The sequence below is a fragment of the Pandoraea thiooxydans genome, assembly GCF_001931675.1.
GTDB lineage: Bacteria > Pseudomonadota > Gammaproteobacteria > Burkholderiales > Burkholderiaceae > Pandoraea > Pandoraea thiooxydans.
The window spans coordinates 2303073-2315426 of the sequence record NZ_CP014839.1 but is presented as its reverse complement, the minus strand read 5'-3'; the positions used below and the strand labels follow the sequence as shown (position 1 = coordinate 2315426).

The window sequence follows — 12354 nt, the reverse complement described above, 5'->3', positions numbered from 1 at the left end:
TCGCAATACCTGCCCGGTGCGGCCTACGCGGCGGCCTTGGCCTGCGGCGCGAGCAGCGCGGCAACGCCAGCCTGGGCGACCTGTGCATCCTGGCCGGGCTTGACACCGGAGACGCCGACCGCGCCAATGCAGGTGCCGTCCACGATCACCGGCTCACCCCCCTCGAGCGCGGTGATCGGCATCGATAGCGCGGCGTAGCGGCCCTGGTTGACCATTTCTTCGAACGCCTTGCTCGGGCGTCGCGACACACCCGCGGTGCGGGCTTTGCCAGCGGCAATTTCCGCCGATATCGGCGAGGCGCCATCCAGGCGCTGCAGCCACAGCAGATGGCCGCCGTCGTCGCAGATGGCGATGGTAACGGGCCACTGATGGCGAACTGCTTCGGCCGCGGCTGCCTCGGCCATCCGGCGAGCATCTTCCAGGGTCAGCATGGAACGGGTTTGCATCGGAGAATCTCCTGCTTCATGGTGTTAGATCTTGGCCCGGTACGATCCGGCGATCATTCGATCAGGATGGCCCGGAAATCGTTGACGTTGGTCCGCGTGGGCTGGGTCACCACCAAGTCATCCAAGGCGGCGAAAAATGAGTAGCCGTCGTTGTTCTGCAAGTGGTTTTTGGGCGACAGCCCGGCTGCCGCTGCGCGCGTCAGTGTGTCGGGCCCGAGCAGGCAACCGGCGTTGTCCTCGGTGCCGTCGATCCCGTCGGTGTCGCAGGCGATCGCATGCACGCCAGGCAAGCTGGCACCGTGACCGTCGTCGAGCGCCGCGGCCAGCGCCAGCAGGAACTCGGCGTTACGCCCGCCGCGGCCTTCGCCGCGCACCGTCACTGTGGTTTCGCCGCCGGACAGCAGCAGGCACGGTCGCTCGAACGGTTGGCCGTGCGCGAGGATTTGCCGCACGATACCGGCGTGCACCAGTGCCACGTCGCGCGCCTCGCCCTCGAGGCAATCCGACAGGATGTGCGCCGTAATGCCATGAGACTGCGCATGGCGCGCGGCGGCTTCCAGCGCCTCCTGGGCCGTGGCGATCGTCGCATGTGTGGCATGACGCAGCCGCGCATCACCGGGTTTGGGTGTCTCGCCGGCGCCAGAGGCGAGATATTCGCGTACGTTGTCGGGCACGTCGATTTGGTATTTTCCCAATACCGCCAACGCGTCCGCGCAGGTCGTTTCGTCGGCCAGCGTTGGACCGGAAGCAATGACGGCGGGGTCGTCGCCGGGGATATCGGAAATCAGCAGCGTATGCACGCGTGCCCGGCCACAGGCCAGCGCCAGCCGCCCGCCCTTGATGGCCGACAGATGTTTGCGCACGCAATTCATTTCGAAGATGGTCGCGCCCGAGCGCAGCAGCGCCTTGTTGAGCGCCTGTTTTTGCGCCAGCGTGATGCCGGGGGCGGGCAGCGACAGCAATGAGGAACCGCCACCCGAAATCAGGCACAGCACCAGGTCGTCTTCACTCAAGCCCTGGACCATCTCCAGCATGCGCTGGGCGGCCTGCCAGCCGGCCTCGTCGGGCACCGGATGCCCGGCCTCCACGACCTCGATATGACGGCAGGGCACACCATGCTGATAACGAGTGACGACCAGACCCGAAAGCGGGCCTTGCCAGTGCTGCTCGACGGCTTGCGCCATCGATGCGGCGCCTTTGCCGGCGCCGATCACGATAGTGCGGCCGCGCGGTGCCGGCGGCAGATGCTGGGCCAGGCAGCGCGCGGGCGAGACGGCCTCGACCGCATGCTGGAACAGCGACAGCAAAAACGTGCGGGGTTCCAGGGCAGCGGCGTTGCCGGCCACTGCCACCGCTTGCGGGCGAGCCGACATTTACGCCACCGTATGGTTGGACATCAGTTCCAGTGCACGCACCAGCCCGGAGTGATCCCAAGCCGCGCCGCCATTGGCCGCGCAGGTGTTGAACAACTCCTGGCAGGTCGCCGTGTTCGGCAGGGCGACGCCCAGCGCACGCGCGCTTTGCAAGGCCAGATTCAAATCCTTTTGATGCAGGGCGATGCGGAAACCCGGTTCGAAATTGCGCTTCACCATGCGCTCGCCGTGCACTTCGAGAATGCGCGAGGAGGCGAACCCGCCCATCAGCGCGGCGCGCACCTTGGCGGGATCGGCCCCGGCCTTGGAGGCAAACAGCAGCGCTTCGCCAACGGCTTCGATGGTCAACGCGACGATGATCTGGTTGGCAACCTTGCAGGTTTGCCCCGCGCCGGTGTCGCCGACCAGCGTAATGTTCTTGCCCATCAGCTCGAAGAACGGCTTGACGTCGTCGAACGCGCTTTGCGAACCGCCCACCATGATCGTCAGCGAGGCCGCTTTGGCGCCGACTTCACCGCCGGAGACGGGCGCGTCGAGGTATTCGCAGCCGAGCGCCTTGACTTTTTTCGCATATTCCTTGGTCTCGATCGGCGAGATCGAGCTCATGTCGACCACGATCTTGCCCTTGGAAAGACCTTCTGCCGCACCATTTTCGCCGAACAGGACGGCACCCACGTCGGGCGTATCCGGCACCATGACGAAGATGATATCGGCGCGTTTGGCAACTTCCTTGGGCGACGTGCAGCAGGTCGCCTGACCATCGATCAGCTCTTGCGGCGGCGTCTTGCGATCGCAAATGAACAGCTTGTGTCCGGCGTCCTGCAGATGCTTCGCCATCGGCGCGCCCATGATGCCAAGGCCAATGAAACCGAGTTGTGCCATGGTGTGACTCCTCTAATGAATAAATAATGGGTTGGGTTATGTCGCCGCTCAGGCAGCCTGGCGCAAGCCGGCCTGCTTGAGCCAGCCGAGACCGTCGACGGTGTTGGTGGCCGGCTTGTATTCGCAGCCGATCCAGCCGTCGTAACCGATGCGATCGAGAAAATCGAACAGGAACGGGTAGTTGATCTCACCCGTACCTGGCTCGTTGCGCCCCGGGTTGTCGGCGAGCTGCACGTGCTTGATGCGCGCCAGGTTCGTCTCGATGGTCTTGGCCAACTCGCCTTCCATGCGCTGCATGTGATAGATGTCGTACTGCACGAACACGTTGTCGGAGCCGGTCGCGTCGATCAGGTCCAGCGCTTGCTTGGTCCCGCTAAGGTAAAAGCCGGGGATGTCGAACGTATTGATCGGCTCGATCAGCAAACGGATACCCTCGGCCTTGAGCTGGTCGGCGGCAAAGCGCAGATTGTCGACGACGGTCGTGCGGATTTTGTCCGCATCGACGTCGGCCGGGCGGCGGCCGACCAGGCAATTCAATTGCTTCACGCCCAGCGCTTTGGCGTACACGATGGCCTCGCCGACGCCGTCGCGGAACTCCCCGACGCGCTCCGGCAGACAGGCGATGCCTCGCTCGCCAGCTTCCCAGTTGCCGGCCGGCAGGTTATGCAGCACCAGATCGAGCTGGTACTGATTCAGCTTGTCGGCGATCTGGTCGCGGTGAAACGCATAGGGAAACAAAAACTCCACGCCGCGAAAGCCGGCGGCGGCGGCGGCCTTGAAGCGATCCAGAAAGGGCGCTTCGTTGAACAGCATGGTCAGGTTGGCGGCGAATTTTGGCATCTCGCGACTCCTAGATAAAAATTGAACGGAACTCGAATCGGTGCGGACGCTCAGGCTGTTTCAAAGGCCTTTTCGTCTTCGGCGATGTCGAGCACTTCCTCGAATTCGGTCACGTTGTTGATTTCGGTGCCCATGGCGATGTTGGTGACGCGTTCCAGGATGACCTCCACGACCACAGGCACCGAGAACTCGGCCATCAGCTTGCGAGCCTGCGCAAAGGCGGGCTGGATATCTTCCGGCTTGAACACGCGAATCGACTTGCAGCCCAGGCCCTCGGCGACCTTGACGTGGTCGACGCCATAGCCGTTGAGCTCGGGTGCGTTGACGTTCTCGAATGCCAATTGCACGCAGTAGTCCATATCGAAATTCCGTTGCGCCTGGCGAATCAGGCCGAGGTACGAGTTGTTGACCACGACGTGGATGTAGGGCACCTTGAACTGCGCGGCAGCCGCCAGCTCCTCGACCATGAACTGGAAGTCGTAGTCGCCCGACACCGCGACGACGTCGCTCTCGGGCGAGGCGACTTTGACGCCGATGGCAGCCGGCGCGGTCCAACCCAGCGGGCCCGCCTGGCCGCAGTTGATCCAGTGGCGCGCGTGGTTCACGCGCAGGAATTGCGCGGCGGCGATTTGCGACAGGCCGATGGTGCTGACGTAGCGGACATCGCGGCCGAAGAACGCATTCATTTCCTGGTAGACGCGCTGCGGCTTGACCGGCACGTTGTCGAAGTCCGACTTGCGCAACATGGTGCGCTTGCGTTTTTGACAATCGGCGACCCACGTCTTGCGGCACGGCAGGCGTCCGGCCGCTTTCCATTCGCGTGCGACCTCCACGAACAGCTTGAGCGCCGCGCCGGCATCGGAGACGATGCCGTAGTCGGGGCCGAATACCCGGCCGATCTGGGTCGGTTCGATATCGATGTGAACGAATTTACGGCCCTTGGTGTAGACATCGATACTACCGGTATGGCGGTTGGCCCAGCGATTGCCGATGCCCATCACGAAATCGGAAGCGAGCAGCGTGGCGTTGCCGTAGCGGTGCGAGGTTTGCAGGCCCACCATGCCTGCCATCAGCGGATGATCGTCGGCGATCGCACCCCAGCTCATCAGCGTGGGCACCACCGGCACGTTCACCAATTCGGCGAACTCGACCAGCAGGTCGGCCGCGTTGGCATTGATGACGCCGCCGCCCGACACCAGCAGCGGACGCTCGGCCTCGATCAGCATTGTCAGCGCCTTTTCGATCTGCGCGCGCGTGGCCGCCGGCTTGTAGACGGGCAGCGGCTCATAGGTGTCGGGATCGAATTCGATTTCCGCCATTTGGACGTCGATCGGCAAGTCGATCAGCACCGGACCAGGCCGGCCGGAGCGCATCAGGTGAAACGCCTGCTGGAACACGCGCGGCACCAATGCAGGCTCACGCACCGTGACGGCCCATTTGGTGACCGGCTTGGCGATCGATTCGATGTCGACAGCCTGGAAATCTTCCTTGTACAGGCGTGCGCGCGGCGCTTGCCCGGTAATGCACAAAATCGGAATGGAATCGGCTTGGGCCGAGTACAGTCCGGTAATCATGTCCGTGCCCGCCGGCCCCGAGGTGCCGATACAAACGCCAATGTTGCCGGGCGCGGCTCGCGTATAACCCTCGGCCATGTGAGAGGCGCCTTCGACGTGACGCGCCAGTACGTGGTCAATGCTGCCGGCGCGGCGAAGGGCCGCATAAAACGGGTTGATGGCGGCCCCCGGAACGCCGAAGGCGTTGGTAATGCCTTCCTTTTCCAGGACGCGCACGGCGGCGTCGACTGCGGTCATCTTTGCCATGATTGTTTCTCCTCCAGATGGTGAGTGATATCTCTGGCAATCAATGTAATACTTCATGTTTTGTTTGATAAGATAATAAATACTCGTTTTTTTAGAGACTAAAAGTATCGAAATAAGGGAGACACACATGGATCGCTTCAAGCAAATCGAGACTTTTGTACAGGTGGCGGAGGCGGGCAGTCTGGCCGCCGCGGCCTTGCGCGAGGGGGTCTCGCCGGTGATTCTGGGCAGGCGCATCGACGCCCTGGAGAAGCGGCTCGGCATCAAGCTGATGTACCGCTCGACGCGTCGTCTGGTGCTGAGCGAGGAGGGCGGCGCCTTCCTGGAGCGCTGCAAGCAGCTATTGGGCGAATGGGAGTTGGCGGAGAACGAAATCAGTGCCGGCCGGCACGCCGTGTCGGGCCACTTGATCGTATCGGCGCCGGCGGCTTTTGGTCGCAAGCATGTCGCCTCCCATGCCCCGTCGTTTCTGAAGCAATACCCGGAAGTTCAGCTTTCTTTCAATCTGACCGACCGTGTGGTCGATCTGGTGCGCGAAGGTTACGACCTTGGGATTCGCATTGGCGGTGCGGTCGATCCGAATTTCGTGGCTGTCAAACTGTCTCAAAACCGCCGCGTCGTGTGCGGCACGCCCAAGTACTTCGCCCGCTACGGCCGCCCCAAGACGCTGGAAGATCTTGGCAAGCACAATTGCCTGGCATTCAATCTGCAGGGCGGGCAGCAACGCGGCTGGTATTTTCGCCGGCAGGGCAAGACCGTCACGATCCGGGTCGACGGCAATCTCGATTGCAACGACGGCGAGCTGCTGCATCGCTGGGCGCTCGAGGGCCTCGGGCTGGGCTGGCGCTCGACCTGGGAAATCCAGCGGGAATTGGCCAGCGGCGAGCTGGAAACGGTGCTCGACGACTACGCGCTGCCAGATTACGATATCCTCGCCGTCTATCCCCAGCAACGCTTTCAGCCCGCGCGTGTCAGGCTGTTCATCGAACACTTGCGCGCTATTTACGCCAAGCCGAATTACTGGTTGGAGAACGAGTAGGCGGTGCCTGTCGTTGCCGGGTCGCGGTTTAGCTTGAGAAAATGAGAAAAACCCGATAAAATCAAGCGTTTTGCAACCTTGCCGCACTGGTCTTGACGCCCAGGCGGCTTTATCCATAAGGAGCGTACATGCGTCATTACGAAATCGTATTTATCGTCCACCCCGATCAAAGCGAGCAAGTGCCTGCGATGATCGAGCGGTACCGTGGCATGGTGGAAGCCCGTCAAGGCAAGATTCACCGCGTCGAGGACTGGGGTCGTCGGCAACTGGCCTACATGATCGAGAAGCTCGCCAAGGCGCACTATGTGTGCATGAACATCGAGTGCGATCAGGAGACCCTGGATGAACTCGAACACGCGTTCAAGTTCAACGACGCCGTGTTGCGCCATCTTTTCATCAAGATGAAGAAGGCGGAAACCGCGCCGTCGCCGATGATGAAGGAAGTGCAGCGCGAAGAGGCTCGCAAGGCCCAGCCGGCAGCCAGCACTGAAGCGCCCGCCGCCTGAGCGACAAGCCGGGATTAACGACTACACCAAAACATGAAGCGCGCTTTGCGCGGGTTACGGGAGTGAACCGGTTAGAGCTTGAAGCCAGTGTCGTCGAAATGGGGTCTTTGCGATATACCCCGGCGGGCATCCCCGCCATCGAATGCACATTGACGCATGCCGGATCGGTGCTCGAAGCAGGTACGCCGCGCCAGATCGAATTCAATATTTCCGCAGTTGCATTGGGCGAAATCGTTGAAGGCGTGATGGCACTGGGGCTGGGTCAACCGGTCCGGCTGAGCGGATTCCTGGCCCGCAAGCATCGCAATAGCCGCACTTTGGTGTTTCACATTACAGCATTGCAAGAAATTGGAAGGGATTGAACATGCCACGTCCTAACGGTAAAGGTAACAAAAAATTCGACCGCCGCCGCCAACAGCAGAACCCGCTGTTCAAGCGCAAGAAATTCTGCCGCTTCACGGTTGCCGGTGTCGAACAGATCGACTACAAAGATATCGAAACGCTGAAAGATTTCATCGGCGATAACGGCAAGATCACGCCGGCCCGTCTGACGGGTACCAAGGCGCATTATCAGCGTCAGCTCGACACTGCGATCAAGCGTGCGCGCTTCCTGGCCCTGTTGCCTTATACCGATCTGCACTCGGCTTAATTGGCTGACGGCTGCTAAGGAGAATTCAAGATGCAAGTGATTTTGCTGGAGAAAGTGGTCAACCTGGGTAACTTGGGCGACGTGGTTCGCGTCAAGGACGGCTTTGCACGCAATTTTCTGATTCCTCAGAAGAAAGCCCGTCGCGCCACCGACGTCGCGATGAAGGAATTCGAAGCGCGTCGCGCCGAGCTGGAAAAAGCTGCTGCCGAGAAGCTGGCGGCCGCGCAGAGCCAGGGCGAGAAGCTCAGCGGTCTGACCGTTCAAATCGTGCAGAAAGCCGGTGTTGATGGTCGCCTGTTCGGGTCGGTCACCAACGCGGACATCGCTGAAGCGCTGCAAAAGCAGGATTTCGCGGTCGAGAAAATGCAGGTCCGCCTGCCGAATGGCCCGCTCAAGACCGTGGGTGATTTCCCGGTTCAGGTATCGCTGCATACCGACGTGCTGGTCGACGTGACGGTGTCGGTGCTGGGCGAGCACGTGTAAGCGCCACTCAGCCCTGAAAGGCAGAACACGGGTGACCGGTTCTGCCTTTTTTATTTGCCCGACGACTTTCCGTCCCTGACCTCGTGGGCATGCTCACGGCGCAACGCTATAATCTCCCTCCATGAATGCCCCAGACCCCCAGCTCGAATCCCTGAAAGTCCCCCCGCACTCGATCGAGGCAGAGCAGTCCGTGCTCGGCGGCTTGTTGCTCGATAACAGTGCCTGGGATCGCGTCGGTGACTTCCTGGGGGAGCACGATTTTTACCGCTACGATCACCGCCTGATCTACCAGCACATTGGTCGACTGGTCGCGCAGGATCGCCCCGCCGATGTGATCACTGTGTACGAATCGCTGACCACTGCCGGCAAGGCCGAGGAAGTGGGCGGCCTGGCGTACATCAACGCGCTGGCGCAAAACACCCCGAGCGCGGCCAATATCCGGCGCTACGCGGAAATCGTGCGCGATCGGGCGGTGCTGCGCAAGCTGGTCTCGGTGGCTGACGAGATTGCCAGCGATGCGTTCAATCCGCAGGGCAAGGAAGTCCGGCAGATGCTCGACGAGGCCGAGTCGAAGGTGTTTGCCATTGCCGAAGAAGGTGCGCGCGGGAATCAGGGTTTTCTGGAGCTGCAGCCCCTGCTCGCACAGGTGGTGGAACGGATCGACGAGCTTTACCACAGCGAAAACCAGAACGATGTCACCGGTGTGCCGACCGGCTTCACCGATCTCGATCGAATGACTTCGGGCCTGCAGGGCGGGGATCTGGTCATTGTCGCCGGGCGCCCCTCGATGGGTAAAACGACGTTCTCGATGAACATCGGCGAGCACATCGCCGTAGAGGAAGGCCTGCCGGTCGCTGTATTTTCGATGGAAATGCCGGGCACCCAGCTCGCCATGCGGATGTTGGGCTCGGTCGGGCGACTCGACCAGCACCGGTTGCGTACCGGCCGGCTGACCGACGAGGACTGGCCCAAGCTGACGCACGCGATGCAGAAAATGAACGACACGCAGCTTTTCGTCGACGAGACGCCTGCGTTGAATCCCATGGAGCTGCGCGCCCGCGCGCGGCGCCTGGCCCGCCAGTGCGGCAAGCTTGGCCTGATCATCATCGATTATTTGCAACTGATGTCCGGCTCCAGTTCAGGGGAAAACCGGGCCACGGAAATCTCGGAGATCTCGCGTTCGCTCAAGGCCCTGGCCAAGGAATTGAATGTTCCCGTCATTGCGCTGTCGCAGCTCAACCGCGGTTTGGAGCAACGCCCGAACAAGCGGCCCGTGATGTCGGATTTGCGTGAATCCGGCGCTATCGAGCAGGATGCCGACGTTATTCTCTTTATCTACCGGGACGAAGTCTACAACCCGGACTCGCCTGACAAGGGGACCGCGGAAATCATCATCGGCAAGCAACGTAACGGGCCGATCGGAACCGTGCGACTGACTTTCATCGGCGCGTATACCAAGTTCGACAATTTCGCCGGGCAGAACTATTGATGTCGCACGCCGCCGCTCAATAGGCGTTGCTGGCAAAACGCGCGATCGGGTCGCTATCGTTGCCGTCACCATGGCTGGCGCGGTCGCTGGGAAGCGGCGCAGCGGCGGGCGAATCCGGCAACGGCGCAGTGGCGTTATCGGCTTGCGCCGGCTGGGTGGGTCCCGGCGACTGAGGAGTGGATTCCGGCTCGGCAAGCGGTGCGGCCGGCGCGGAGCGCTGCGCCGCCAACGAGCCGACTTCGGCAGGAGCGCGCTCGGCGGCTACGCGCCGCGCACCGTTGTAGTGGTCAATCCAATAAGGCAGATTCATGTTGGCCAGGCTGACCGTGCCGCCCGTTTTGGGCGCGTGCACGAATAGACCTTTGCCGACGTAGATACCCACATGAGAGTCGGGACGGCCGTCGGTGTCGAAAAACACCAGATCTCCCGAGGCAAGATTTTGCGGGCTGACGGGTGTGCCGACTGCACTCATTTGCGCTGCCGTGCGCGGCAGATCAACGCCCGCGGCTCGCTGCACGACATACTTGACCAAGCCGCTGCAATCAAAACCGGAGGCGGGGGTATTGCCGCCCCAACGATAAGGGACGCCGACCAACCCCATGGCTTCGAGCGTGATTTCTTCCTGCCCGGCGCTATGATCGGCGCCGAACGGGCCGGCGCGATAACCGTAGCTTGCCGCGTGATGAGACGTCGGCACGCTGGAGCAGGCGGCCAACAAAGAGGCCGTGGCCAACGCCGCCAGCAATCGATGCACCTTGAGACTGCGGCATGGGACAACGGATGAGGAACCAAGCGATAACGTGACCGACATTGAATGTTATTCACGCGTTACGTCAGATATCTCGGATAGTACGTTGTTTTTCTTGAGATTGCAGATTTTGGTGTATTTTCCGGCCACGGCGCGCGGATTTTGTCGCTTTATCGTCACAACGCGTGAGCGCTCTCGTTCAATGAAAATGGCGCCCCTCTTGCGAGCGGGCGCCACTGCATCGGCGTTTGTCGACTAGAGAATTTCGGCTGCGTAGTCGGCCAGGCGGGAGCGCTCGCCCCGCGCCAGCGTGATGTGGCCGCTGTGTCCCCACCCCTTGAAGCGGTCCACGACGTAGGTAAGTCCCGAACTGCCCTCGGTCAGATAAGGCGTATCGATTTGCGAGATATTGCCCAGACAGATGAGTTTGGTGCCGGGACCCGCCCGTGTCACCAGCGTCTTCATCTGCTTGGGTGTCAGATTTTGCGCTTCATCGATGATGACGAACTTGTTGACGAAGGTGCGGCCGCGCATGAAATTCATGCTTTTGACTTTCAGGCGGGTGCGAATCAGCTCCTGGGTGGCTGCGCGGCCCCATTCTCCGGCAGTGTCGTCGGTTTTTTGGAGCACTTCGAGGTTATCGTCGAAGGCGCCCATCCAAGGCTGCATTTTCTCTTCCTCGGTACCGGGCAGAAAGCCGATGTCCTCGCCAACCGGAACCGTGGCGCGCGTCACGATGATTTCATTGTAGCGCTTGTCGTCAAGCACTTGCGCCAGCCCTGCCGCCAGTGCGAGCAGCGTCTTGCCGGTGCCCGCCTGGCCCAACAGGGTGATGAAATCGACCTCCGGATTCATCAGCAAGTTGAGCGCGAAATTTTGTTCCCGATTACGTGCCGTGATGCCCCACACGTTGTTCTTGTGGTGCCCGTAATCGCGCAGGGTTTGCAGCAGGGCGGTCTTGCCGTTGATTTCCCTGACCTGCGCATAGAACGGCGCCTCGCCATTGGCCGACTCAAGGTAGACGAACTGGTTGATCAGAAAGGCGGCGCACAACGGCCCGGTGACGCGATAGAACGTCGTGCCGGTTCGATTGTCCTGCCAGCTTTCCATCCCTTTGCCGTGCCGCGTCCAGAAGTCCGGCGGCAATGCCATCACGCCGGAGTACAGCAGATCGCTGTCTTCGAGCACCTTATCGTTGAAGTAGTCCTCGGCCGGCAGGCCCAGCGCATGCGCCTTGACCCGCATGTTGATGTCTTTCGACACCAGCACGACCTGGCGATCCAGATGCTTGTTCTGCAAGGCGCGCACAACGCCCAGAATCTGATTGTCCGCCTTGCCCTGCGGCAGACCTTCGAGCGGCTCTGCCGCCGGCAGATCGGTCTGAAAGTACAGTCGGCCCCGGGCTTCCTGGTTGCCCAGGCGCGAGAGCAAAATGCCGTCGGCCATCGACTTGGTGCTCTCCGCGACCAGCAGAGCATCCAGTGTCCGGCTCACCTGCCGCGCATTGCGGGCGACTTCGGACATGCCTTTCTTGTGATTGTCGAGTTCCTCCAGCGTCATCATGGGCAGATAGACGTCATGTTCCTCGAAGCGGAACAGGCTGGTCGGGTCGTGCATCAGGACATTGGTATCCAGCACGAACAGCTTGGCCGGTTCGACGGCTTTCTGGCGGGCGGACCGGCGAGGCTTGGTGGCCGGTTTGGCCAATTCGCCGGCTTTCTCCGCGCTGACCGAAGGCATCGGCGCGCGGGCGACCGGGGTACGGCTCTGTGGCGCGGCAGCGTTGGCTTGGCCACCGCTTTCGCTCAAGGATGCGTGTTCGGCGGCAGGGACGGGTTTTTTTGTGTCGGTACGAGAGGGTTTCAGACGAGAGGAGAACTGGTCCGGGGTCAAAAGCGAGCCCGGCTTAGTCGGTGCGGGTGGCAGAGGCATAAATTTCCCGTTCAAGTAGTACACCAGCCTCCGGCGCAATACGCTGCACCGGAGCAACAAAAAGCCGCCTGCCCGGACGCTCCGGAGAGGCGGCTTGCCCGCGTGACGCCGCTGCTGCATCCCTGCGGCGCCGACAACCTTTGAGTT

The 12354-nt window shown here is 61.6% G+C and carries 13 protein-coding genes; 6 read left to right on the top strand and 7 right to left on the bottom strand.

Annotated elements, in window-relative coordinates; genetic code table 11:
* Nucleotides 1–23 precede the first annotated feature (23 nt).
* From PATSB16_RS10635 to gcl, 5 genes are read right to left on the bottom strand one after another with little or no spacing between them, the layout of a single operon-like run.
* Nucleotides 24–446, bottom strand: a complete 423-nt coding sequence (locus tag PATSB16_RS10635) for a GlcG/HbpS family heme-binding protein (RefSeq protein ID WP_047214108.1) — start codon at nucleotides 444–446, stop codon at nucleotides 24–26.
* 53 nt (nucleotides 447–499) lie between these two features.
* Nucleotides 500–1819, bottom strand: coding sequence for a glycerate kinase type-2 family protein (locus PATSB16_RS10630; RefSeq protein WP_047214107.1), 1320 nt, complete (start codon nucleotides 1817–1819; stop codon nucleotides 500–502).
* Nucleotides 1820–2701 (bottom strand): 2-hydroxy-3-oxopropionate reductase, encoded by an 882-nt coding sequence (gene glxR / locus PATSB16_RS10625; RefSeq protein WP_047214106.1) that lies wholly within the window; start codon nucleotides 2699–2701, stop codon nucleotides 1820–1822.
* 48 nt (nucleotides 2702–2749) lie between these two features.
* Nucleotides 2750–3541, bottom strand: a complete 792-nt coding sequence (hyi, locus tag PATSB16_RS10620) for a hydroxypyruvate isomerase (protein ID WP_047214105.1) — start codon at nucleotides 3539–3541, stop codon at nucleotides 2750–2752.
* Nucleotides 3542–3591: 50 nt separating this feature from the next.
* Entirely contained in the window at nucleotides 3592–5361 is a 1770-nt protein-coding gene (gene gcl, locus PATSB16_RS10615; protein WP_047214104.1) for a glyoxylate carboligase, read from the bottom strand.
* A 127-nt stretch (nucleotides 5362–5488) separates the two neighbouring features.
* On the opposite strand from gcl, the gene PATSB16_RS10610 reads away from it, so the two are divergent.
* From PATSB16_RS10610 to PATSB16_RS10585, 6 genes are all read left to right on the top strand, one after another.
* A complete protein-coding gene (locus PATSB16_RS10610; RefSeq protein WP_047214103.1) occupies nucleotides 5489–6400 on the top strand; it encodes a LysR family transcriptional regulator in 912 nt (303 codons plus the stop codon).
* 128 nt (nucleotides 6401–6528) lie between these two features.
* Nucleotides 6529–6906: a 30S ribosomal protein S6 gene (gene rpsF / locus PATSB16_RS10605; RefSeq protein WP_047214102.1), complete on the top strand. Its 378-nt coding sequence runs from the start codon at nucleotides 6529–6531 to the stop codon at nucleotides 6904–6906.
* Nucleotides 6907–6968: 62 nt separating this feature from the next.
* Nucleotides 6969–7268, top strand: a complete 300-nt coding sequence (gene priB / locus PATSB16_RS10600) for a primosomal replication protein N (RefSeq protein ID WP_047214101.1) — start codon at nucleotides 6969–6971, stop codon at nucleotides 7266–7268.
* Between the two features lie 2 nt (nucleotides 7269–7270).
* Nucleotides 7271–7555 (top strand): 30S ribosomal protein S18, encoded by a 285-nt coding sequence (rpsR, locus tag PATSB16_RS10595; protein ID WP_047214100.1) that lies wholly within the window; start codon nucleotides 7271–7273, stop codon nucleotides 7553–7555.
* Nucleotides 7556–7585: 30 nt separating this feature from the next.
* Nucleotides 7586–8038: a 50S ribosomal protein L9 gene (rplI, locus tag PATSB16_RS10590; protein WP_047214099.1), complete on the top strand. Its 453-nt coding sequence runs from the start codon at nucleotides 7586–7588 to the stop codon at nucleotides 8036–8038.
* Nucleotides 8039–8159: 121 nt separating this feature from the next.
* Complete coding sequence (locus PATSB16_RS10585; protein ID WP_047214098.1) at nucleotides 8160–9527, top strand: replicative DNA helicase; 1368 nt, start codon at nucleotides 8160–8162, stop codon at nucleotides 9525–9527.
* Between the two features lie 16 nt (nucleotides 9528–9543).
* Here the strand turns inward: PATSB16_RS10585 and PATSB16_RS21300 are convergent, their stop codons facing one another.
* Together PATSB16_RS21300 and PATSB16_RS10575 are read right to left on the bottom strand one after the other, a co-directional pair.
* A complete protein-coding gene (locus PATSB16_RS21300) occupies nucleotides 9544–10281 on the bottom strand; it encodes a C40 family peptidase (RefSeq protein WP_047214097.1) in 738 nt (245 codons plus the stop codon).
* A 249-nt stretch (nucleotides 10282–10530) separates the two neighbouring features.
* On the bottom strand, nucleotides 10531–12207 hold the full coding sequence (locus PATSB16_RS10575; protein ID WP_047214096.1) for a PhoH family protein: 1677 nt from the start codon (nucleotides 12205–12207) through the stop codon (nucleotides 10531–10533).
* Nucleotides 12208–12354 lie beyond the last annotated feature (147 nt).

Bases quoted from the DNA above. Each gene is read 5' to 3' on its own strand.
- PATSB16_RS10635 (WP_047214108.1), bottom strand. From the start codon at position 446: ATGCAAACCCGTTCCATGCTGACCCTGGAAGATGCTCGCCGGATGGCC.
- PATSB16_RS10630 (WP_047214107.1), bottom strand. From the start codon at position 1,819: ATGTCGGCTCGCCCGCAAGCGGTGGCAGTGGCCGGCAACGCCGCTGCC.
- glxR (WP_047214106.1), bottom strand. From the start codon at position 2,701: ATGGCACAACTCGGTTTCATTGGCCTTGGCATCATGGGCGCGCCGATG.
- hyi (WP_047214105.1), bottom strand. From the start codon at position 3,541: ATGCCAAAATTCGCCGCCAACCTGACCATGCTGTTCAACGAAGCGCCC.
- gcl (WP_047214104.1), bottom strand. From the start codon at position 5,361: ATGGCAAAGATGACCGCAGTCGACGCCGCCGTGCGCGTCCTGGAAAAG.
- PATSB16_RS10610 (WP_047214103.1), top strand. From the start codon at position 5,489: ATGGATCGCTTCAAGCAAATCGAGACTTTTGTACAGGTGGCGGAGGCG.
- rpsF (WP_047214102.1), top strand. From the start codon at position 6,529: ATGCGTCATTACGAAATCGTATTTATCGTCCACCCCGATCAAAGCGAG.
- rpsR (WP_047214100.1), top strand. From the start codon at position 7,271: ATGCCACGTCCTAACGGTAAAGGTAACAAAAAATTCGACCGCCGCCGC.
- rplI (WP_047214099.1), top strand. From the start codon at position 7,586: ATGCAAGTGATTTTGCTGGAGAAAGTGGTCAACCTGGGTAACTTGGGC.
- PATSB16_RS10585 (WP_047214098.1), top strand. From the start codon at position 8,160: ATGAATGCCCCAGACCCCCAGCTCGAATCCCTGAAAGTCCCCCCGCAC.
- PATSB16_RS10575 (WP_047214096.1), bottom strand. From the start codon at position 12,207: ATGCCTCTGCCACCCGCACCGACTAAGCCGGGCTCGCTTTTGACCCCG.